At 50.7% G+C, this 22919-nt stretch carries 15 protein-coding genes; 5 read left to right on the top strand and 10 right to left on the bottom strand.

The features are described from left to right. The first annotated feature begins 453 nt into the window (after positions 1-453). The 5 genes from WFK81_RS26010 (at position 454) to WFK81_RS25990 (ending at position 6163) form a co-directional block, all read left to right on the top strand. Positions 454-1602: a glycosyl hydrolase family 8 gene (locus tag WFK81_RS26010; RefSeq protein WP_336789710.1), complete on the top strand. Its 1149-nt coding sequence runs from the start codon at positions 454-456 to the stop codon at positions 1600-1602. 115 nt (positions 1603-1717) lie between these two features. Continuing rightward, the gene (locus tag WFK81_RS26005) at positions 1718-2584 is read left to right on the top strand and encodes an AraC family transcriptional regulator (protein ID WP_336789708.1); all 867 of its coding nucleotides are present in this window, start codon (positions 1718-1720) and stop codon (positions 2582-2584) included. 111 nt (positions 2585-2695) lie between these two features. Beyond that, positions 2696-4285: an extracellular solute-binding protein gene (locus WFK81_RS26000; protein ID WP_336789782.1), complete on the top strand. Its 1590-nt coding sequence runs from the start codon at positions 2696-2698 to the stop codon at positions 4283-4285. A gap of 18 nt (positions 4286-4303) precedes the next feature. Beyond that, on the top strand, positions 4304-5266 hold the full coding sequence (locus WFK81_RS25995) for an ABC transporter permease (RefSeq protein ID WP_336789706.1): 963 nt from the start codon (positions 4304-4306) through the stop codon (positions 5264-5266). A 12-nt stretch (positions 5267-5278) separates the two neighbouring features. Next, entirely contained in the window at positions 5279-6163 is an 885-nt protein-coding gene (locus WFK81_RS25990) for a carbohydrate ABC transporter permease (protein WP_336789704.1), read from the top strand. A 60-nt stretch (positions 6164-6223) separates the two neighbouring features. On the opposite strand, the gene WFK81_RS25985 is transcribed toward WFK81_RS25990, so the two are convergent. The 10 genes from WFK81_RS25985 to WFK81_RS25940 form a co-directional block, all read right to left on the bottom strand. Continuing rightward, positions 6224-7060, bottom strand: a complete 837-nt coding sequence (locus WFK81_RS25985; RefSeq protein WP_336789702.1) for an NAD-dependent epimerase/dehydratase family protein — start codon at positions 7058-7060, stop codon at positions 6224-6226. Positions 7061-7087: 27 nt separating this feature from the next. Continuing rightward, positions 7088-8311, bottom strand: a complete 1224-nt coding sequence (locus WFK81_RS25980; RefSeq protein WP_336789700.1) for an enolase C-terminal domain-like protein — start codon at positions 8309-8311, stop codon at positions 7088-7090. A 1030-nt stretch (positions 8312-9341) separates the two neighbouring features. Continuing rightward, a complete protein-coding gene (locus WFK81_RS25975; protein WP_336789698.1) occupies positions 9342-10310 on the bottom strand; it encodes a Gfo/Idh/MocA family protein in 969 nt (322 codons plus the stop codon). A gap of 159 nt (positions 10311-10469) precedes the next feature. Then, the gene (locus WFK81_RS25970; RefSeq protein WP_336789696.1) at positions 10470-16400 is read right to left on the bottom strand and encodes an S-layer homology domain-containing protein; all 5931 of its coding nucleotides are present in this window, start codon (positions 16398-16400) and stop codon (positions 10470-10472) included. Positions 16401-16534: 134 nt separating this feature from the next. Beyond that, positions 16535-18106, bottom strand: a complete 1572-nt coding sequence (locus WFK81_RS25965; protein WP_336789694.1) for an extracellular solute-binding protein — start codon at positions 18104-18106, stop codon at positions 16535-16537. A 56-nt stretch (positions 18107-18162) separates the two neighbouring features. Continuing rightward, positions 18163-19047, bottom strand: a complete 885-nt coding sequence (locus WFK81_RS25960; protein WP_336789692.1) for a carbohydrate ABC transporter permease — start codon at positions 19045-19047, stop codon at positions 18163-18165. 18 nt (positions 19048-19065) lie between these two features. Continuing rightward, positions 19066-19989 carry an ABC transporter permease gene (locus WFK81_RS25955; RefSeq protein ID WP_336789690.1) on the bottom strand — a complete coding sequence of 308 codons (924 nt, stop codon included), beginning with the start codon at positions 19987-19989 and terminating at the stop codon, positions 19066-19068. A gap of 237 nt (positions 19990-20226) precedes the next feature. Beyond that, complete coding sequence (locus WFK81_RS25950; protein WP_336789688.1) at positions 20227-20670, bottom strand: GNAT family N-acetyltransferase; 444 nt, start codon at positions 20668-20670, stop codon at positions 20227-20229. A gap of 137 nt (positions 20671-20807) precedes the next feature. Next, positions 20808-21734, bottom strand: a complete 927-nt coding sequence (locus WFK81_RS25945; protein WP_336789685.1) for a phosphotransferase family protein — start codon at positions 21732-21734, stop codon at positions 20808-20810. A 195-nt stretch (positions 21735-21929) separates the two neighbouring features. Continuing rightward, entirely contained in the window at positions 21930-22805 is an 876-nt protein-coding gene (locus WFK81_RS25940) for an AraC family transcriptional regulator (RefSeq protein ID WP_336789683.1), read from the bottom strand. Positions 22806-22919 lie beyond the last annotated feature (114 nt).

Below are 22919 nucleotides of genomic sequence, written 5' to 3'. Positions count from 1 at the left end.
TCCCTGAATGAATCTGATTGGTAATCCAGCACACATCTATTTCGACTTTTTAAAAATCTGATCGAGCGCATTTACCGGTTGTTGGCAGCATGTTGTCAGTCTTTGCATCACAACATTCTATTCTCTTCCCATCTACTCCAAATTCATCTTCATGGATCTTAAATATATCAATAAACTATGAAATTAGAAATCAGAAGTTGCCTTAAAATGAAGCAGCCTGCTGATTCTCCTTCTGAACTATTGTTCCTCGTTAATAAAGATCGCAAGTCTTATTACCCATTTTCTAATTCTGCAACTTTATTTGCCTAGTATAATCCTTTATTTTTCTAGTTTTGAACTTTATTTTCTACTGACAGCAGCAATCTATAATTTTCAATGAAAACGCTTTAATTTATATAGTTCTGCCTGTGCTAAGATGGGGTTATACACCACGAAATGGAGGTTTTTACTACAATGACAGCTTTGGAAAAAGGGGCTTATTATACCGGTGAATACCGAAATTTGTTCAAGGAACTCGGTTACTCCGAGACAGCCATACAAGCTAAGCTGAAGCAAGCTTGGAATGATCTGCTGCACGGTGATCCGGATGTCCGGATTTATTACCCGATGGGAGAAGACAAAGGGTATTTCCTCGATACGGGTAATGTGGATGTCCGGTCGGAGGGCATGTCCTACGGCATGATGATGGCGGTTCAGATGAATGACAAGGAGATTTTCGACCGGCTGTGGAACTTCTCCGTCACTTATATGCAGCACTCGGAAGGACGTTACAAGGATTACTTCGCCTGGCATTGCAAAACGGACGGAACCCGTCTGTCCCAAGGGCCTGCGCCGGACGGCGAGGAGTTTTTCGCGATGGCGCTGTTCTTTGCCGCGAACCGCTGGGGCGACGGACCGGAGCCGTACAATTACTCGGAGCAGGCGAGGCGAATATTGCGTGCCTGTGTCCATCAAGGCGAAGACGGCAATGGAGGCAGTCCGATGTGGGAGCCTTCCAATAAGCTGATCAAGTTTGTGCCGGAATCACCGTTTAGCGATCCGTCCTACCATCTCCCCCATTTCTACGAATTGTTCGCCTTATGGGCGGACGAAGAGGACAGACCGTTCTGGCGGGAAGCGGCGGAAGCAAGCCGGGCTTACCTGCATGCGGCCTGCCATCCCGAGACGGGACTGTCGCCGGAGTACGCCAACTACGACGGAACGCCGGCAGCGGTGCAGCGCCATGGCGACTTCCGTCATTTCTACAGCGATGCTTACCGGGTAGCGGCCAATATCGGCCTGGACTGGGCATGGTTCCGCCAGGATCAGTGGCAGGTCGGACAGTCGAACCGGATCCAGCGGTTTTTCCGTCCGGTCGAAGTTGCGGCTTACCGCCGTTATACGATTGACGGCAAACCTTTCGACGAGCCGGCGCTGCATCCTATCGGATTGCTAGCGACCAATGCCATGGCTTCTCTTGCTGCGGATGGTCCGGACGCCGGCCACTTTGTTCAGCTGTTCTGGAACACCCCGCTTCGCAAGGGCGAGCGCCGCTATTACGATAACTGCCTTTATTTCTTCAGCCTGCTGGCATTAAGCGGCAGCTACCGGATTTACGCCTAGCCCTGAACGGAAATGACGATCTATGCTACAATAGACAGATCGTCGACTAGACTACTAGAGACATAGCATGTGCCCCTTGGCACCGCTATGTCTTTTTTTTGCGGGGTGAATTCCTTTGAAAGATTACGGCCATGAATTTGCAGACATCTTTTATTACACGCCTAACGAATTTGAGAAGCTGGGCGGGCTTTGGCCGCTTCGCACGGGCCGCAATATCGCCAAGGCGAATTATAGCGTTGGACCAAGGGTGATTGAATGCTTCTCTTTCCATTTTGTGCTTAACGGCTCGGTTACGCTGTCCAGCATGGGCGAGACCGTTACTCTGCCGAAGGGCAGCATGTTCTGCCTGTTCCCCGATGTGAAGCACAGCTACTGGATTACGCAATACGATTCCGCTTCCCCGCTCAAGATGCATTGGCTAGCCTTTACCGGCTCCCAAGCGGAGATGCTTGTCCGAAGGATCGGAATTACCGAGCATAAGCCGTATTTGCGCAACAGGCTTACGACTGAGCTTGCCAATCAGTTGCAGGCATGCATGGAACGGATGAAAAACTGGCAGAAGGACGGCGATTTACAGCTGCAGATGATGCTGTACCAGCTGTTCGAAATACTGTCGCGTCCGCTTCCCGAAGTGAGCGAGGAGAAAGATTGGCTAAAATCCTGCCTGCAATATATGCAGACGCATTATGCGGAAGGCATAAGCGTAACGGACCTGGCGGAGTGGTCCGGCATGCATCGCTCTCATCTGTCCAGCAGGTTCAAACAAAGCTTCGGCATAAGTCCCCGCGAATATCTAATAAAGCTGCGGATGGAACGGGCCGTCGAGATGCTGCAGAGCCGGACTCTATCGATTACCGATATCTCGCTTTCGCTAGGTTATACAGACCTTTACACTTTCTCGAGAGCCTTCTGCAATTACACCGGCATGTCGCCGTCGAACTACCGCAGCAAGCTGCTGGCGTCTAACAAAATGCCAAATTGATCACAACGAAATGTTATTTCTATTTCATACCGCTTACTTTATGCTAAATGCAGCTCACAAAACCAACTATATGACTTTGAATACTATGTTTTAAAGGAGACTGCTGTAATGATGATTAAACAACGGAGTACCATTACCGTGTCCGCGATGCTTGCCCTTTCATTGGCGCTAGCCGGGTGCAGCTCAAGCCATGACGCGGATAACAAAAACAGCTCAAAGGAAGCTTCCTCAAGCGAAGTCAGCAAAACCGGTTTTCCGATCGTTCAGGAGCCGATTAAGCTGAAAATGTTCTCGCGTATTGCCCCTGTGAATGGCCCGTTCAAGGACATGCCCGTGTTCCAGGACTATGCCAAGCAAAGCAACATTGACGTAGAGTTTACCGAGGTGCCTACGGATGGCTTCCAGGAAAAAAAGAATTTGCTGTTCGCATCCAATGAGCTGCCCGACGCCCTGTTCCGTTCCTCTCTTACTTCGCTTGAGGCGATCCGTTACGGAACGGCCGGCCAATTGATTCCGCTGGAAAATCTGATCAATGATTACGCCCCGAATTTCAAAAAGCTGATGGAGCAATATCCCGAGATTGGATCTGCGATTACAACGCCGGAAGGCCATATTTACGCCCTGCCTACGGTTGTTACGGTAGGGGCAGCACGGACGGACAAGAAATGGATTAATCAAGCCTGGCTGAAAAAGCTCAATTTGCAGGAGCCTCAAACGACGGAGGATTTGTATAATGTGCTGGTTGCCTTCCGGGACAAAGACCCGAACGGCAACGGAAAACAGGATGAAATCCCATTGACGGCCCGTGCCAGCGCCGGGGTTGGTCTAGGCCTGCCGATTATTCCGATGATGAGCGGTTCGTTTGGCCTGGATACGCAGCTTGGATATAACATCAATCTGGTCGATGGCAAGGTGGAAATCTGGATGGGCAATGACCGGAACAAGGAGCTGCTTCAATATTTGAACAAGCTCTACAGCGAAAAGCTGCTTGACCCGGAAGTGTTCTCCCAGACGGAAGCCCAATATATCGCCAAGCAGGGATCGGGCAACGTTGGCTTCTTCTTTGATCAAACCAATAACGCGTTCCTGCCGATTCAGGATCAGTATACCGGTATCGCACCGCTTGAAGGTCCGCATGGCGACCGCCTGCAAAGCCAAGGCGCTCCCGTTCCCCGTGACCTGGGCTCATTCGCCATTACATCCGTGAACAAGCATCCGGAAGCAACCATGCGCTGGATCGATTATTTCTACAGCGAAGAAGGCTCCACTCTGCTCAGGTTCGGCCGGGAAGGCGAAAACTATGAGCTTAAAGACGGCATTCCGTATTATACGCAGCAATTTTTGAATACCGGAAACCAAGGCAAAATTACGCCTTACGCGGGGGGCGGCGCACCTCATCTCATCAGCGAGAATGTAGCCTCCTTTATTAATCCGCCTCAAGTGCAAGAGGCCCAAAAGAAGCTTGATCCTTACATGCCTGAGGTCCGCTATGCCGCTCCGATGTTCGACGAGGAGACCGCCAAGAAAGTCGACGTGCTCCGCAACGACCTTGATAAATATTACGACGAGCAAAGCACCAAGTTTATTACCGGCGCGCTTAGCTTCGATAAATGGGATGACTTCCAAGCTACGCTGAAGAAGCTGAAGATCGAGGAGCTGCAGAAGCTGTATCAGGATGCCTACGATAAAGTGAAACAATAACTAAAAAGGAGGTCGCACATGAGACCGGCCGAGGCCAATCATCCGACCGCCAGTCCGCGGAGCCGCTCCATGCGCGGCTCCCGGCTGTTTAAAAAGATAACTAAACGTTACGATTTATATTTGATGCTCCTGCTTCCTATTGCCTGGTATCTTCTGTTCCAATACGGCCCGCTGTACGGGCTCCAAATCGCGTTTAAAGACTTTAATCCGGCCAAAGGAATCGTAGGCAGCAAATGGGTCGGGTTCGAGCAATTCACCCGCTTCTTCGATTCGTATTATTTCTGGAGGCTGCTGTGGAATACCATCTCCATCAATTTGTTCTCGCTGCTGATTGCCTTCCCGATTCCGATCGTTCTGGCTCTCATTATTCAAGAGCTTCCGAGCAGGGGCTTTAGCAAATGGCTGCAAAATATTACGTACCTTCCCCATTTTATCTCCATTGTCGTAATCGTTGGGATGCTGCAGCTGTTCCTGTCTCCCAAAAGCGGCCCCGTCAACGGGCTAATCGAGGCGTTTGGCGGCACGCCAATCCGGTTCCTCGAGGAGGCCGCTTGGTTCAAGCCGATTTTCATCAGCTCGAACATTTGGCAGAACATGGGCTGGCAGTCGATTATGTACATCGCGGCTCTCATTGGCATTAATCCTCAGCTGTACGAAGCGGCTAAGATGGACGGGGCTTCCCGGCTGCGGCGGATCTGGCATATCTCCCTGCCCGGTATCGTGCCGGTTATCGTGATCCTGCTTATTCTGGATATTGGCCATTTTATGAATATCGGCTTCGAGAAGGTGCTGCTTATGCAGAATAGCATGAATATCGAGGCCAGCGATGTCATCTCAACCTTTGTCTATACGACGGGCATATTGAAAGGCGAATACAGCTATACCGCCGCGATTGGACTGTTTAACGCTGTCATTAATCTGGCGCTCCTGCTCGTCGTGAACCGGTTCGCCCGCAAGCTGTCCGAGACAAGCTTATGGTAAGGAGGGAAGCCAATGATCAACCGCTCGGGAGTGTCGAGTGAACGGCTGTTTAATGCGGTTGTGTATATACTTGCTGCAGTTATTATTCTTATTGTGCTGTATCCGCTGCTTTTTGTAGTCAGCGCTTCCGTCAGCGATCCGGCTAAGGTGTTGGACGGCGGGGTATGGCTGCTGCCAAAGGGCCTGACATTAGAGGCTTATACGAATATTTTTCATAATAACGAGGTTTGGATCGGTTACCGGAATACCATCCTTTACACCGTTGCGGGAACCGTCATAAACATCATAATGACGACCTTGGCCGCTTATCCGCTGTCGAGACCCGACCTTCCCGGGCGGAAAATGCTGATGCTGCTTATTACGCTTACGATGTTTTTCAGCGGCGGACTTATTCCAACTTACCTGCTTGTGAAGGATCTCGGGATGGTGGATACGATCTGGTCGCTTGTTGTTCCGGGCGCCATATCGACCTACAACTTGATCGTCATGAGAACTTACTTCCAATCCAGCATTCCGTGGGAGATCCAGGAGGCGGGCCATATTGACGGCTGCTCGAACTGGCGGCTGCTGGTGAACATTATTTTGCCGCTGTCGAAGCCGATTCTGGCCGTGATGGTGTTGTTCTACGCGGTAGGCCATTGGAATTCGTTCTTTAACGCGCTTATCTATATGCGCGACGAGTCGCATTATCCGCTGCAGCTCGTATTGCGCGAAATCCTGATGATCAGCCAATCGGCGGCCGTTGACGGCAATGTGGGACTGGAGGACAAAATTCTTCTTGCCGAAAGCATCAAGTATGCGATTATTATCGTCTCCAGCCTGCCGGTATGGATCATGTATCCGTTTGTGCAGCGGCATTTCGTTACGGGAGTTATGATTGGCTCTATTAAAGGATAAGGCAGAAAAGCCCTGAGCGATCAAGCTATCTTGACCGGTTCAGGGCTTTGTCATTGTGCTTTATTCGCTGTCCGCCCAGGAATGCCGCGGCTTCCAGCCGAGCACTCTCTCGGCTTCCTTGTTGCTGACGATTGCCGTCCGCTCCGGGAACGAATCGCGCAGATCCTTTACGTCCGGATAGAACTGCTCGAGTAATTGCGCGGTTGGCCGGTCGCTCAGCGTATCGCTGCTTGTAATGTTGAGACAGACTGCTCCTCTATCGTCGACTTTAAGCGAAGCGATGCAGGCGCTGACGGCATCCCGGATATCGATGTAGCTCCAGAAAATATTTTTGAATGCCTCCGGTTTGTGGATTGCCAGATGCTTGTAATCCTCCGGCTTCGTAATCATGGAGAAGCGGAGCGAGATCACCTGCATCCCGTTACGGCGGTCGAATATCGCGGCCGTCAGCTCGTTTACGATCTTCGATAAACCGTAACATTCCTGCGGCTGCTGGGGATGCTCCTCGTCCACCGGGAGATAATCCGGCGAGAACGGGGTTGGCGCCCAAGCAAATCCGTAAGAGGACTCGCTGGATCCAACAACAACCTTGCGGATGTTAAGCAGCGAAGCCGCTTCGAGAATATTGTAGCCGGACACTACGTTATTAGAGAAAATATACGGATACGGGTAACCAAGCGGAGCCGGAATCGCAGCCAGATGAATGACCGCATCGGCTCCATGGAGCGCGGAGACGACTTGTCCGAAATCGTTCAGGTCCACCTTGATTTGCCGGCACCTCAGCTCGTTGGAGTGCTGCGTATCCAGCGATGTGACATTGTAGCCCTCCAGCTGGAGCTCCTTGATCAGTGCCGAGCCCAGCTTGCCGCTGCCGCCTGTTACTGCAATTGTTTTCATAAGGGTTACACTCCTATTAATGAAGAATTATGGGCGTACCAGCGTGCCGTCCGCCTTGCGGTCCAGCTGATAAGGATTGAAATACACCGATTTGCTCCAGCCTTCTCCCAGCAGCTGCTGCGCCTTCAGCTCATCCAGCTCAATGCCGAGACCCGGCTTTTGCGACGGATACAAATAGCCGCCTTTCCGCTCGATATGCCCCTCGAAAGCATCCTTCTCTTCCGGCTTGAAATGGTTCACTTCCTGAATACCGAAATTCCATATCGCCATATCGAGGTGAACGGCTGCCGCCTGATTGACGGGATCGTTTTCCCCGCCCTCCTGCCAAGCCGTACGTACGCCAAATGCTTCGGCTAAAGCGGCGATTTTGCGGCAGGCGCTTATGCCTCCCGCCTTGGATACGCGCACGCGGATAAAGTCGATCAGCCGTTCCTTGATCAGCTGCGTCCACTCCTGCGGATTCACGAACAGCTCGCCAACCGCCTGAGGGGTAGCGGATTGCTGCCGCAAGTGACGATACCAACCAATCTGCTCCGGCGCGATGGCATCCTCGAGGAAAAACAAGCTGTAAGGCTCCACACGCTTCGCAAGCTGAATCGCATTCACCGGCGTTAGATGCTCATGCACGTCATGGGTGAACTGAACGCTCATGCTGAATTCATTCCGCAGCTGTTCGAACATATGCGGGATCGCATGCAAGTATGACTGCTCGTCAAATACCGGACCGCTGCCCCATGCCTGCTTAGGAATGTTCGCCTTATCCCGGTCAATAAAGCCGCCGCCTCCGTAGCCGCCCATCTGTACGCGGATGACGGTGTAGCCTTCTTCCATAAACCGGTGCACATCCTCTTTCAGCTCGGCGATATCCTTGCCGCCGGCATGACCGTAACATGGAACCGCGGCGCGGCAAGCTCCTCCAAGCAGCTGGTAAACGGGAAGCCCAGCATCCTTGCCTTTTATATCCCACAGCGCCATGTCGATGCCGCCGATTGCGGTATGCAGCAATGCGCCGTTTCTCCAATAGCCGCTCATATACATCGTCTGCCACAAATCTTCTATATTGGCGGCATCCTTTCCGATTAATAGAGGAGCAAGCAATTGCTCGATGATTTGCACGACCGCTTCCGGATTATAGACATCGGATGCGGAGCCAAGCCCGTACAGCCCATCCTGGTCCGTCATCACTTTGACGATGGTCCAGGTCCCGTTTTTGCGGGTGCGAATACATTTGATTTCCGTTATTTTTGCCATTCGAGTACCCTCCTCTTGTCGTGCTCCCTCCCATTCTAGCCCGGTTTAGGCGTGCTCTAAATGAGACATCTTTAAACTTTCTGTCGCATTCTTGGCCTCTTTCGCTTGAGCTATGTCTAGGTGCTTTCCGTTGCGCTATACATTGCCCTGGTGGGCGAGTTTGAAATCAAGTAAGCGGCTATGAGCTGGTTGGCGGGCTGGTAGCTGCCTTTGGAGCTTACAGACTGCGGATTAGGCTCAGGTGCACCAGTTGGTGCGGGCTGTTAGCTTCCTTAGGAGCTTACAGCGCTCGGCGAGGTTACTTTTTGCTGCTGGTAGCCTCCTTTGGAGCTTACAGACTGCGGATTAGGGTCAGGTGTACCAGTTGATGGGGGCTGTTAGCTTCCTTTGGAGCTTACAGCGCTCGGCGAGGTTACTTTTTACTGCTGGTAGCTTCCTTTGGAGCTTACAGACTGCGGATTAGGCTCAGGTGCACCAGTTGGTGCGGGCTGTTAGCTTCCTTTGGAGCTTACAGCGCTCGGTGAGGTTACTTTTTACTGCTTGTAGCCTCCTTTGGAGCTTACAGACTGCGGATTAAGCTCGAGTGCATCAGTTGTAGCTTCCTTAGGAGCTTTCAGCGCTCGGCGAGGTTACTTTTTGCTGCTGGTAGCCTCCTTTGGAGCTTACAGACTGCGGATTAAGCTCGCGTGCACCAGTTGATGGGGGCTGTTAGCTTCCTTAGGAGCTTACAGCGCTCGGCGAGGTTACTTTTTACTGCTGTTAGCTTCCTTTGGAGCTTACAGCACTCGGCGAGGCTACTTTTTACTGCTGGTAGCCTCCTTTGGAGCTTACAGCTTGAGATTGGGCGCAGGCATCGGTTGGTGGTGGTCCACCCCTGTTAGGCCGGTTTTCAGCCTTACAGCGTTTCCGGGTGTACCAGTTTTGCTTGCTGTAAGGCCGTTTTCGGCCTTACAGACTTCACAGCTGGCCGATCCTAGCCAGCCAACTACACAACAAAGGGTTGCCCCGCGCACGGGGCAACCCTTTGTTGTTATCTTTTCAGCGGATCATAACCCGCTGCCTGGTAGATCATTTCGCTTAAGGATACGACCTTGAGGGCGAACTCTCCAGGGACAAGCACCTCGTGGCGGCCAAGAATGGCATCGACGAAGCTTTTGTCCTGGTTCGTCGTTTGCTCCGGGAGTTCAGGTACAATCGGCTCTTCGTTCAAGCGGCGAAGCGTGATTCTACCGTTGTCGTAGTAGATGCCGCCGTTATCTCCGCAGAACGCAAACGTCTCGTTCCAGCCTGGGGCATAGCCAGCAAAGTTCAAACCCGCGAGCACCCCTTCCGCAAAGCGGATCGAAGTGAAGCTGTCGATCTCAACCGGCGCTCCATGGTTCTGAAGCTGGGACTTTACTTCTACGGGAGTCATTCCAGTTGTCCATAACAGCACGTCAATAATATGGCTGCCGGAGTCCATCAGAAACCCTCCGCCGGAAAGCGAAGGAACCTGCCTCCACGTGCCTTCCGTAAGCTGGTACCACTCTTGGCTAAGTGAAGCGGTTACAGAGGTCAGCCTGCCAATCTCCCCATTTGCAATGGCATCCCGAATGTACAGAAATTCCGGCTGGAAATGCCGCTGGTACGACACCTGCATCACTTTCCCCGACTCTTCCGCCTTCTGAATAAGCTGCTCCGCTTCCTCCGACGAGCAAGTCATCGGCTTCTCGATAAGCACATGCAGACCTCTGTCCAGCGCATCGTAGGCTTGCCTGAAATGAAGCGTATGCGGAGAACAGATCACAACCGCATCCAGCTCGCCTTGCTCAAGCATATCCTCATATGCGGAGAACTGCCGGGCATCCTGCAAACCAAATTTCTCGGCAAAAGCAACGCGGTTGCCTTCGCTTGTATCCGATAGCGCGGTAATTTGTACCTCCGGGAGCTCTAGCAGCTGCTTGGCATGCCAGCCGGCAATCCCTCCCGTTCCAATAAACCCAATCCGAATATTGCTCATCCCATATAGCCTCCCAACATGAATAGCCATTCCAGTGTCTGCAATCCTCTGATACAGCATTACTTGTCTAACTTATTGGTGCAAAGGCATGTTTAGTACGCTAATAATACGCCAAAAAGGAGCCGGATTCCTGCACGGAATCCGGCTCCAGCAACTTATTTATTGATTATAAATCCGGTAGAACAAAGCAGCTGCTTCCGCCCGCGTCAATTGGCCTTTTGGCTCCAGCAGTCCGTCATGGCCCAGCAAAAGTCCCGCTGTGACAAGCGCGCTTATGCTGCTTTTCGCGTAAGCCGAAATTTCGCCGGCATCGGTAAATCCGGCAAGCACATCATCAGAGGCAGCTGGCAAACCAGCCTTGGCAACAGCGAGAGCACGCTCGATAAACGTTGCCGCTTCCTCTCTCGTAATCGGGGCTTCCGGATTAAACCGGTTGCCGCCGGCACCGTTCGTAATGCCAAGAGCCTTAGCCGTGCCTACCGCGTTGGCGTAATAACGATTCGAGCTCACATCGGCAAAGCCGCCCGGTGTGTCCGTCGTAAAACCAAACGTATCGATAAGCAGCTTCACGAAATCGGCTCTCGTAATCGAAACGCCAGGAGCATAAGACGTATCGGATACGCCGTTAATGATTCCTTTTGCCGCAAGTACCTCGATCGCTTCTTTCGCCCATGCGTAGCCGTTCAGATCACCGAACGATTTTTGCACGAAAGCAACCGCGTATTGGCTAAAATGCTTCGTCGTAAATACGATGCTTCCGGCCGCTTCCATATACTGTCCGCTGGGTACCGGAAACGGCTTGCCGCTTCCGTCGATATACCATACGGTCAGCTTTTTGACATCGGCCTTCTCGGTTGCCGAAGGAACATACGGAATCGATACCGTCACAGGCGACCCGCTGTTGTGCCAGTCAATGGTCTGACCAGCAGACTGAATCGATAAATCTACTACAGGACGGTCGCCAAGCTTCTTTTTCAACTGCTCGCTCCAACCGCTGGTATTCGCGTTATTAATGCTAATTGTTACCGTCTGACCAAGCTTACCCGCATCCGGCTTCAGCATATCGCTGGAGAGCAGAATCGTCCCTGTCGGAGTTACCAGTTCGATTAGCTTATCCGGCGACTGCTGGTTCACATAGCTTGAAGGAAGCTCCAAGGAATAGCCATTTGCACCAGCTACGCTAGGAAGCACCACGGTAACCTTCTTCTTGCCGGCCTGACCAGATGTTTTCGAGAACGCTTGATCCAGCAACGCGGAAGTCAGCGAAAGTTTTGCATTTTTCGAACCGGCATCAAGCGTTCCCTTGCCTTCTACTTGAACAGCCCCATTCGCTCCAACCGTCACCTTCGGCTGGTCCGTTGGTCCTGCACCCGAGCCTGAGCCTGAACCCGACCCGTTACCCGGATTTGTTGTTCCGCCAAGCACCGACAGTCTTGCCGACAGTCCGGATTTTACCGTTCCTTGCGGAAGCAGGCTGACAAAGTTGGTTGCAGCGTCAATGCTTGTAACATCCTTCGACTGTTCAGCCGCTGCTACCGCTGCTTCCGCAGATTGCTCGAGCAGACTTTCGTAATCCGAGCTCAGCAAGTACAGATCGCCAAATTGCGTAGCGTCCTTGCTTGTTCCGATCCCTTGGTTATACTCGATAAAGCCCGAACGGCCGGCGCCGTCATGTTCATTGAGCAAAATCGTCAAACCAAGCGGATCCCCCTGCGAGAAGGTATAACCTGCGCCATGCAGAGCAGAGAGCGGAAGGGTAATGTCGTACACCGTCTGGTGAGTGGCTTCATCCCTAGTAATGACGGCATCGCCGACATTAAAGGCTCCGGAAGCTACGCCGGCAGGCGCGCGCCATCTCCACTTCGAGACGGTGCCGCTGTTCGTAAGGGCAAAACCCAGCTCGTTTACGTTTTGGCTGGCGGAACCGTCTTTTCTCGATAAATCAATCCCAAGCTGCAAGCTGTCGCCCTGCCAAATATCGCCGTTCGTCCATGTCTGGTAATGCGTATTGTCCGTCGCGCGTACCGTTACATACAGATTATCGTTATCGTAGCGTACGCTTGCCTGTGCGCTCAGGTCGTCTTTGCCGCCCCAAATACCGCCTAGACTGGAATAATTGGTGGAGCTTGAAATATCGATAGTAGGCTGAACCTGGCTGTTATCGTCCTTGCGCGTCGCAAACGACTGAGCCGTCTTCACCTGCGTCACATAGGAATAGCCATTATCCAGCGTTACTTTGTATTTCAGAGTGTCCCCCGATAAATAAGGAAGCTTAACGATCACGCTCCCACCAAGCGCGATCCCCTTGAAGCGAACCGGTACAAATTTATCCTTGTAGCTGTCCGGGGCAATAACTTCGATCTTACCCGCAAGCGGATCGGATTCCGTCATGTTGGTCAGCTTTAGGGCAAAATTCGCGTTAGCCGGGTTGCTCTCGTCGAACTCGCCCTTCACCAGATCCAGCGCAACCGGAACCAGGTTCGAACCCGTCACCTTTGTCCCCGCTTCATTAACAAGCTGCAGGCCGCCTTTAAACAGGTTGTTTGCGATAATCAGCTTCTGAATGTCCGGGCCGGCGTACACATGATTGGTGTTAGGCTGTTGGAAGTAGGAATCGTACAGTGTAATGTCGCCGCCAACCGCATTAATGCCGCGCTGCCCGACTCTCGTAAAGTTGCTCTGCTGAATGCGGACATCTCCTCCGAAGATATCAAAGGAACGCGTCGTATCCCCCCACATCGAGGAGTTGAAGAATACGGCCTTGGAATCAAAATCCTTGCCAACCACCACATACACTTTGTCCGAGGAGCTCATCGACACCAGCTCGGTATTAATCAGCTTCAGACCCGCTTCTCCCGCGGCATCCAGCACGGCGCCCTTCTTGCTGCCGTCCGTACCGTGGCCGATGACAACTGCTTCAGGTCCAACCCCGTCCTGCTCTTCAAAATGGATTCCGTATTTCGAGCCGTACACGAACGTATTAAAGATCGTCTCGCTCTTCACATCGCCAATCCGGAACGCGTCCAGATTTTCCTTCTGGTAGCTCCATACCGCGTCAAAGTCCTGATCCGTGGAAGGATGGTTAGGGAAATTGTTGCGCCCGTAATAATGCGGGTTGAACTGAACGTTGCGCATCAATCCTCCGTCAGCGCCTCCGCCTAGGAAAATGCCTTCCATCAGAGGAGAGCCGGCAACGTAATCAATGTAATGGCCGCTCGTATCGTAAGTGCCAAAATCTACGCCCTTATAAGGGTTGATAAGGGTTGTATCAATCAGGTAAACGCCGCTGCCTTTGCCTTGAACCGTCCAAGCGTAAGGCTTCACGTTCGTCCAGCTCTGCTGGTCGTAATAAACGGATAAGCCTCTGAGACCCGCATCCTGCTCAAGAGAGATAAACGCAGCGCCGTCAGGTTTATTCTCGCCATAAGCCGTAAATATTGCGGTGCCGCCGCCAATCGTATGATGCGGAACATCCCATGAGCCGCGCAGCTCTACGCCGCTAGGAACCGTAAGCGGATTATTGACGCGGTATATACCAGCCGGCAAATAAACCGTACCGCCGCCTGCCGCATTAGCATCGTCAAGCGCTTGCTGGATTTTCGCCGATACATCCGTCTCGCCTGTGCTGTCCGCCTCGTAAGGGGCAGCCGTAATATCAAACAGGCTGTTGTTCGCCGGTTTCGGACGGTTCGCCAGATCAAGCGCCCCAACGGTTGGCTGCTGCTCCAGCACATATTTCGCGTCCTGATGAACGTTAACATCTGCCGCATCGCTGTTATCGGTTACCGCCAGACTGCCGTTATGCCCGGAGTTGACCGAATTAACCGTTGCCACGCTGCCTTCCAAGAGTACATGCTTGGAAGCTTTAAAGAAAGCGGACTGACCTAGAATTAGCAAGCCGCCCTTCGCGGCAATCGCATAACCGCCGTTCTGATCATCCCAGTTCTCGAACGTACTGTTCTCGAACGACAATACGCCGCTGCCTTCATTCACAACCGCATGATGCGGCGTACCGCCAAACGTTACTTGGTTGAATTGAACGATGGAGTGGAAGCCTTCGGTTGCATAGACCGCTTTAGGGTCAACGCCTACGTTAGCTTTAAAGCTGCTGTCCGAGATTAACAGGCCAAAATCGTTGACGCCTTCAATCTTCAGCGCCACGTTGCTGTCATGAACATTGATTTTGTAGAGCTGGGCGTTGGCTGTCTCCAGGCTGCCCGTTCTTGTCGTAATCCGCATGCCGTTCTTGAAATCGGCCAGGTCAATATCGGACATGTACTCCCAGTCCGAACGGCCCATGACGATCCCTTCGGTGCTACTGGTCGTATAGGCTTTCAGCTCCGCCGGCTGCGGCGAGCCTGCCAAGCCGGAGCCCGCCCAATAGGAGGACGCCAGACGGATATGCTCCAGTCTTCCGATATCGGTCGTAAAGTCGAGGAAGATGCCCGTTTTCAGCACCGTACCGTACAAGTTGCGCACATAATGCAGTTCGTTCCAGCTAGGACCAATCTTGACGCCGTTGTAGGAGTTGACGAGTGTTACATTCTTAACCGTCATGCTGTCACCGGACAGCTGTTCGAATGTCCACGGATAAGCAACCGGTGCATTCAGCGACTGCTCCGGATACCAGACGGACAAGTTCGTCACGCCGCTCACCGGCGCCAGCTGCAGGAAACTAGGTCCATTCTCGATGCCTTTATCGGCATAGACGGCAAGAATGGTTCCTTTTACTTCGCCGCCGGCTGCATCGGGACTAATCCAATCGCCGCGCAGCGTTACTCCTGTCGGAACGATGAGATGACTGGTCAGCTTATACGTGCCTGCCGGCGCAAAAACAATGCCGCCCCCGCGGTTGCCTGCAGCCGCAAGCGCATCCTGGAATGCTTTGGTATCATCCTTCAAGCCGTCGCCGGCCGCGCCGAAGTCCTTCACGCTCATATCGGCGATAACAACGTCATCCGTAGGATAGACTGTGTCGTACACCTTGGTTTCCGTCGAAACATTTTGCTGCGGCTGGGTTTTTACCGATACCGAAGCGATATAGAGATCCGGATTGGCGCCAATCGCTCCCGGCCCGGACACGTGAAGACGGAAATCACCGCCGTTGGTACCGTTTGCGAACTTGGCGTCGCCAAGCTTAAACGTATGCTTTTTCCACGTATTCGTGTTCGTATAAGTAAATTCAGGCGCATCCTTAAAGGCTGCCGACTGGGCATCGTATTGCAGCTTCATGCTGCCATTGCCGCTGTCGTAATACTCGACCGTTACGAAAACATCCTGATCCGCGTTATCGAACAAGTAGCTGTCCGAAACGTCGAAGTAGAAATAAAGAATGTTGGCGCCATGGTCGGTAGGGCTGATCGTCTGGTTCGTTTTCCAGTACGTCTTGCCTCCGATCTCGCCAGTCACAAGATTCTCCGCTGCGCCATCTCCGGGACGTGCGGTAATGCCATGCGATACCGGAGTTGCGCCAAGAATTATGCTGGCTTCCGGACTGGCCGTTTCCTTCAGCGTCTTCTTGACCGTAACGCTTGCAACCTTCAGGTCCGGATTCTGTTCGCCGTTAATCCCGCCGCCTTCTATGGCGATCCGGAAGTCGGAGCCGTTCGTACGGTTGGCGAATTTGGCGTCGCTCAGATGAAAGGTGTAGTCCTTCCACGTCTTCGTATCGCCGTAAGTAAACTTTGCGCTGTCCTTGAAAGCAGCCGACTGCGCATCGTATTGCAGCAGGAAGCTTCCGCTTTCTTCATCATAGTAACGAATGGTGACATCCACGTTATAATCCGCGCTGTCGAACAGATAATCGTCGCCGACATTCATATACAAGTAGGTCGTGCCTTGCGCTTTGTTGGTCTGCCAATATGGCGTATCTCCTGCCTTACCGGTCTGCAGCCCATCCCCGTTATCTCCGGCTCTGCCGGATATCCCGTTCTCGATAGGCACCTCTCCAAGCACAATCGTTGCCGCATCCTCTTCCGCTGCATGCACGCTTGGCATTCCGATAAAGCCGACGGAGGAAAAGATCATCAGCATAACAAGCATTCTGGCTATTCCTGTGCGCGCGTTTGTCCAACCACTATTCGTAATCACAATCAAACCTCCAGTTTGCAGATGTATTTTGACAGATGAATCCGCTTACAATGGGGCAAAAAAGAGAAGCCTCCTATAGGTGTCATCAGGCCGGCTTCTCTTGTTTGTCTGTGCGATATGTTTGTTGGTTATGATTACTTCTTGTTGGCAAGGAATGCGTCGATTTGTTTTTGAGTCTCGGCAAGGATCGTATCCAGACCGTTTTTCTTTTGCGCTTCGATGTAGTCGTTAACCGCTTTGTCTACATCCTTCACTACCCCGTATTCGATTGGCCGGCTCAGCTCGTCGCTTGCCGCATCGCGTTTCGCCAGCTCGTTCTTCATCGTGTCTTCCGCGAGGAACAGACCGTCGATTGGCGAGTTAACGTTGTTAGGCTCGCTTGCGAACTTCGCTTCGTTCACCCAGAAGTCCGGTCCGTAAGTCATCGTTGGACGCATGAATTGCGGCTTCCAGAACGCCCATTGACCGCCCCACTCCATGTAGTTGCTTGTTGTTGTATCCATGCCTTCCGGATATTCGGCCGTATCGCCGTTCAGGACGTAGGTTTTGCCTTCAATACCGTATTGAACAAGATCGTAAAGGGTTTTGTCCGTTTCCATCATGTCGAGGAAGCGGAGTACGCGATCCGCGTTTTTGGAGTTGCGGTTAATCGCCACAACGTTAGCAAGGGCTGTACGGTTCACGAATTTCTTGTCCGGATAAAGCACGGAAGATTCCAGCTTGTACGTTGGATCGGAGAAGCCTGGATTCGCGTTAACCCATTCATGGGAGGTAAGCGTCACGAGCATTTTACCGTTTCTCCACTCGGCTGCTCCATCCGTTTTGTCGATCATGGCATCCCGGTTGATCAGGTTGTCGTCATACCAGGTTTTGACCAGTTTGGATGCTTCCAGATAAAATGGCTGCTGCTCAACCGGCTGAACCTTTACGGCTGGATCGTTCAAATAGAAGCCAAGGCCATGGAAGTTCAGGTCCACCCATTCGTCGCGAACCATATACATGGACAACGGAGTTGTGCGGTTAATTCTCTCGTTCGGATAAGCTTCTTTCATCTGGCGAAGCAATTTGTCAAGATCCTCAATCGTCTTGATCGAGCCCTCCGGAACATCGATTCCCGCTTTCTCCGTCAAATCGGAACGCCAGGCGATGAACTTACGCTCATTCATCTTCATCGTCCATGGCAAGCCTACGATATTGCCGTTAACGGTAGCGGCGCCAAGCGTGCCTTGCTCCTGGTATTTCTTGTACAGGTTAGGCGCATATTCCGGAAGCAGATCGTTCAGCGTCATGTAAGAGCCTTTTGCCGCCATTTGCTTATAGGACAGCCAGTCGCCGTCAAAGTTCATGTCCCATTTGTCGCCGGAAGCGGCCATAACGAGCATTTTATCTTTAAAGTCGCCAAACGGAATAAAGTTAATATCGAATTTGACATTAAGGCCTTTTTCTTTCACATATTCACTGACTTTGGACCATACCTCGTCGGTAGCCGCTTTTTTATCGCCGCCGAAATAGAACTTCAGCGTAACTTCTTTTTCCGGCTCCGTGCTTTCGGTTGCCGTGCTTTCCTTAGGAGCGTTCCCGCCGCTGCTGCCATTGCTAGGCGTATTGCCGTTGCCGTTATTAGAGTTGCTGCATGCCGAGAGCATAATGCTCAAAGACATTGTAGCCGCTAGGGCTAACGACATGATGCGGATCTTCTTCTTCATCCTGACCTCTCCCTTATGCTTGTCATTTATATACTACACGGCGTTAGCCGATATAGTCATCCTTTTACCGCGCCTACCATGAGGCCTTTGACGAAATAACGCTGCAGAAACGGATACAGAAAAACAATTGGTCCGATCGTAACAACCGTAAGCGCCATCTTGATCGATTCCGACGGAATTTGCGCCGATATGCGCTGCATCGCCGAAGCGTTGCTGGAGCTCTTCAGAAACTCAACGTTGGATACCAATGTTCTTAGCAGCAGCTGCAGGGGCTGGAGCTCCTGTTTATCGACGAACATCAGACCGAGGAACCAGTCGTTCCAGTAGCTGAGCGCGACAAACAATCCAACGGTTGCCAGTACGGGCAGCGACAGCGGCATGATCAGGCGGTAGAAAATTTTGAATTCCCCCGCTCCGTCCATTTTCGCCGACTCGTTAATCTCTTCCGGAATCGAATTCATGAAGTTGCGGATCAGGAACATATTAAACGCGTTGGCGAGCATCGGCAGAATCAGTGCCCAGAGCGTGTCTTTTAGATTCAGATAATGAACGCAGATGATATACCAAGGTACCAGACCGCCGTTGAACAGCATCGTAATGATGACGTAGACGGATAAAATATTCCGGTACTTGAAAGACCGCCTCGCCATTACATAGGCGCCCATACTGGTGACGAACACCGATAGAATGGTACCGGCAACGGTTACCAGAATGCTGATGCCGTAAGCATCGATAATTCGGTTGGAACCGAGGAGCAAAATCTTGTAGGAGTCAAGCGTAATGTGATGCGGCCACACCGTATAACCGAAATCCATAATGTCCTTCTCCGTGCTTAGAGAGCCCGAAATAACCATGACGAACGGAAATAAGCAGGACAAGCTGAACAAGGATATGACGAGAACAATGAGAGATTGCGAGATTGAGAATCTTTTTGCGGGCATATCGTGTTTCCTCCGTTCTTAGAAGATAGCCGAATCTTTATCGATTTTGCGTGCTGCGTAATTGCTCGCGATAACCAGTACAAATGCGATCATCGACTGCAGGAAGCCTGCCGCGGATGCCATGCCGATATCGCCGGATTTGCGCAAGCTGCGATACACGAACGTATCGATAACGTCTGTCGTCGGGAACAGCAGGGAAGCGTCTCCTACCATCGCGTAAAACATCCCGAAGTCGGCATTCATAATTCTTCCCACGGCAAGCAGCGTTAATATAATGATCGTTGGACGCAGCATAGGGAGGCTGATGTAACGAATCTGCTGCCACCTTGTCGCTCCGTCGATCGAAGCCGCTTCATAATAAGAATTATCGATGGAGGTCAGCGCAGCCAGATAAATGATTGTTCCGTATCCTGTCGCTTTCCACCTTATTGCAATGGTTAGAATCAGCGGCCATAAACCTGCTTCGCTATAGAAGTCGATTGGCTTCAGTCCAATGGTCATAAGGAAGTGGTTGATCGCGCCGCTCTCGAAGTCGAGCAGATTGTAGGCGAATACGCCAACGACGATCCAGGAGATAAAGAACGGCAGGAACGTCAGGGACTGCGATACCCGTTTGAAATATTTGTTCCTGACCTCGTTCAGCAGAAGCGCGAACCCCACCTCGAAAATGAGGCCAACGGTAATAAAGAGCGCATTCAGCAGAATCGTGTTTCTCACGGCCCGGAACGCGGTGTCCGACGAGAACAGGTAATCAAAGTTATCGAATAGCGGATGCATCCAGTCGCTGCCGAAGATGCCTTTGGTAAAATCGAAATCTTTGAAGGCGATTACAAGTCCGGCCAGCGGCAGGTAGTTGAACAAAAATAGGAGTACCGCTACAGGGAGGAACATAAGCAGCAAGGTGCGATTTTTAAACAATTCCCGAATGACACCATTTTTCATAGCGTTTTCCCTTCTCTCTTGTGATAGTTTTATTGTAGATTTGAGGGAAATCGAAAACCATGAGTGGATCTTATCCTTTATAGTTTGGGATTAAACAAAGCCGAACTGGCGGTCGTTCACTTCCATCCGCATAAAAAAAGAGCAGGCTATCTTTTCGATAACCCGCTCTTCACGACACATTAAATTTAGTCCTTCAATTCAATCCGCTCTAATTCTGCGACAGCCTGAACAGAACAATTACCTCTGCTGTTCATTGTATGTCAAATGTAAAATGGGATAAGGGCGGCCTGCTCCATCCGTCAAATCTTCACTGGTTATTACGAAACCGCATTTTAAGTAAAACCTTATCGCATTCTCATTTTGTTTATTCACATCAACGGACGTGATTCCAAAACCATTGATGCATGTTTGCATAATATATTTCCCATACCCTTTGCCAATTTTATCGGGATCGAGAAACAGTGCTTCCAAGTGACTTTCATTGATGGCTGTAAAACCGATGATAGAGTCTTCGGTATACCATAGACGTACATCAAGATGAGGAAAATACATGGGTAATTCTTTTTTGATTTCCTCTTTATCCATAAAACTCAAAAAATGATGAGTGGCCATTACCGATCTTTCCCAAAGATTTATAATCATCTCATAGTCATTAACAGTTGCTATTCTGTTTTGTACCATTTGGTTTTGCTCCTTTTTCTTTTTAATTTATCACGCTCCTTTCACACTTTTTTTGTAGATGGTGATCGTATATCTCCAATTGATATATGACTTCATGCTTACCACTCTTTTCAAAATATCCTCTTTCGCCTTTCCGCTCAACTCTCGAGGTTAAGAAGAAAATGCCGTATGCTTTGATAGGCGTCTTTCCATCCCATCTTCGCATAGAACCGTAATCCGTCGAGTCCCTTGAAATAATAAGCGCCAATTAGCCGTTCATTGAAGTTAGGTATCGTGATGCCACATTTGGCTTGAAAACCTTGGTACGCCTTAATGGCGCCGCTCCACGGCATATGCCGATCGAGAATCGCAAGGTCCACGAGGGAGTCGCCGTACATATAGTTACCGTCAATGATGCCAGTAATATAATCGCCATTCGACAAGATATTCCACTGGTGAAAGTCCCCGTGGATAAAACCTCTGTGCGGTTCGTTATACGATATGCAGCTCATCAAGCGGTTATAGATTTCTTCATAAACGTCTCGCTCTAAGCAAGAAGTTCGATAAAGGTCGTGCCAGTTCTCCCAGAATGTCCCGGTCTGATCCTCCGCGTTGCACGCAATGACGAAGTCTTTCCAGGATGCGTAAGCTCCGTTGCCATCAGGCCCGATCCACCCAAATCCTTTTGTTGATTCGACGTCCACTCCAGCCAGTCTGGTTAGAATACTGATAAGCTCTGGCAAGTGAGAGGCCTGTTGCTCTACCGTGTAATCAGCTAGGTTGCGCCCACCCATCCGTTCCATGATGATATATGACAACGGACCGTATCTCCCCAGCGCTAAGCATCTCGGAAAAGTAACGCCTTGACCGGACAGCAAGTCAGAGACAAAGCCTTCCGTCTGATAAGCGTCTTCCAATTCGCTGAATTTGACGACGTAACCATTGCTTTCATGAACAAAGGAAAACACAGTGCTCAAGTTGCCCCCGGTCAATGGGGTTATTTCGGCCGCACCAGGTCCAAAATGCTTCCGCAACACTTCCTCGATTTCACTTACGCCCAATCTTGGTTTTTCATATGCGGTCATGGTCCCAGCCCCTGTTCTCAATAGAAATATATAGTCATTTTAGCACCTCTCAAACGTTTAAAAAGGGTGATAATAATTTTATTTATTGAACTGCCTCCGTTTGCGAAACGGTTAATTATCACAAGTTTTAGGGCATTCTTTGCGGGTTGACCCTTCCAGCAAGTAGTACGGTCGCCCTTTTAGATCCAACTATTTCTAGCGGACTTTAACAACAGGAATCCATAACTCAACTTCTTTTTCTTCGGTAAAAACCTGTTTTTCTAACCCTACCTCGATTTCAGGGCCAACTTGTATCATTGGACCCTCAACTTGCTCGTATCCTGAGGAAGGAAACCATTCTCCATAAATGCGGTGCCATTTCTCTTTTTCCCAAGGAACCTTTACTTCAAATACTGCCCAGGTCATAGCCGGCACAATTAACTCCGAGAGGTTTTCTGGACAGGGTTCCGTTGAAGCAACTGCCATGTAATAATCATAATCACGCTTCACACGTACTCCTTCACCGAAGCTCACATGTAAAATTCCGAACGGTTCTATATTGTTACGTGATTTCAGTGTGGCATACGTTTCGTTTTCAGTCGATTTCAAAACCTCTTCTACACCAGGATGTTCACCAGAATCTATTGGTGTAACTCTATTACTTACCCCAACCACTCGAAAAGCGTTCTTTTGTTCAATTCTAAACTTCATTGGCTCACTACCTCCTATTGATAATCGAAAGACCATTGGAGGAAATGCTTTTAGTGAACGGTTGGTTATTCTCGCTTCTGTTGGTGTAATTCCATGTAACACGTGAAAAGCGCGAGTAAATGCATCAGGTGAATTGTAACCGTACTTAATGGCGATGTCGATCACTTTGAGAGTTCGATCCTGCAAATCAAATGCTGCTAGCGTGAGACGTCTGCGACGAATATATTCTTGAAGAGGAATACCCGCCAAGTAAGAAAACATTCTTTTGAAATGAAAAATCGAACAGAATGCACGTTTAGCTACCTCATCTTCATCAATCTCGTTCTCAAGATTCTGTTCGATGTAGTCTAATGCTCCGTTCAAATTTTCTAGCATATTCATCCAACGACCTCCTTTCATCTATAGAATAGCAGGCAATATAAGTAAACATCCGACACATCTTGTTCAATTTCTGCAGGGTTATTGCAAGCGCCCCGGCGGTCTGCTCCCTTTTTT

Origin of the sequence: Paenibacillus sp. MMO-177 (assembly GCF_037147795.1) — a bacterium.
Taxonomy (GTDB): domain Bacteria; phylum Bacillota; class Bacilli; order Paenibacillales; family Paenibacillaceae; genus Pristimantibacillus.
Note: the sequence above shows the minus strand (reverse complement) of the source record. Positions and strands in the feature narration are given on the sequence as shown.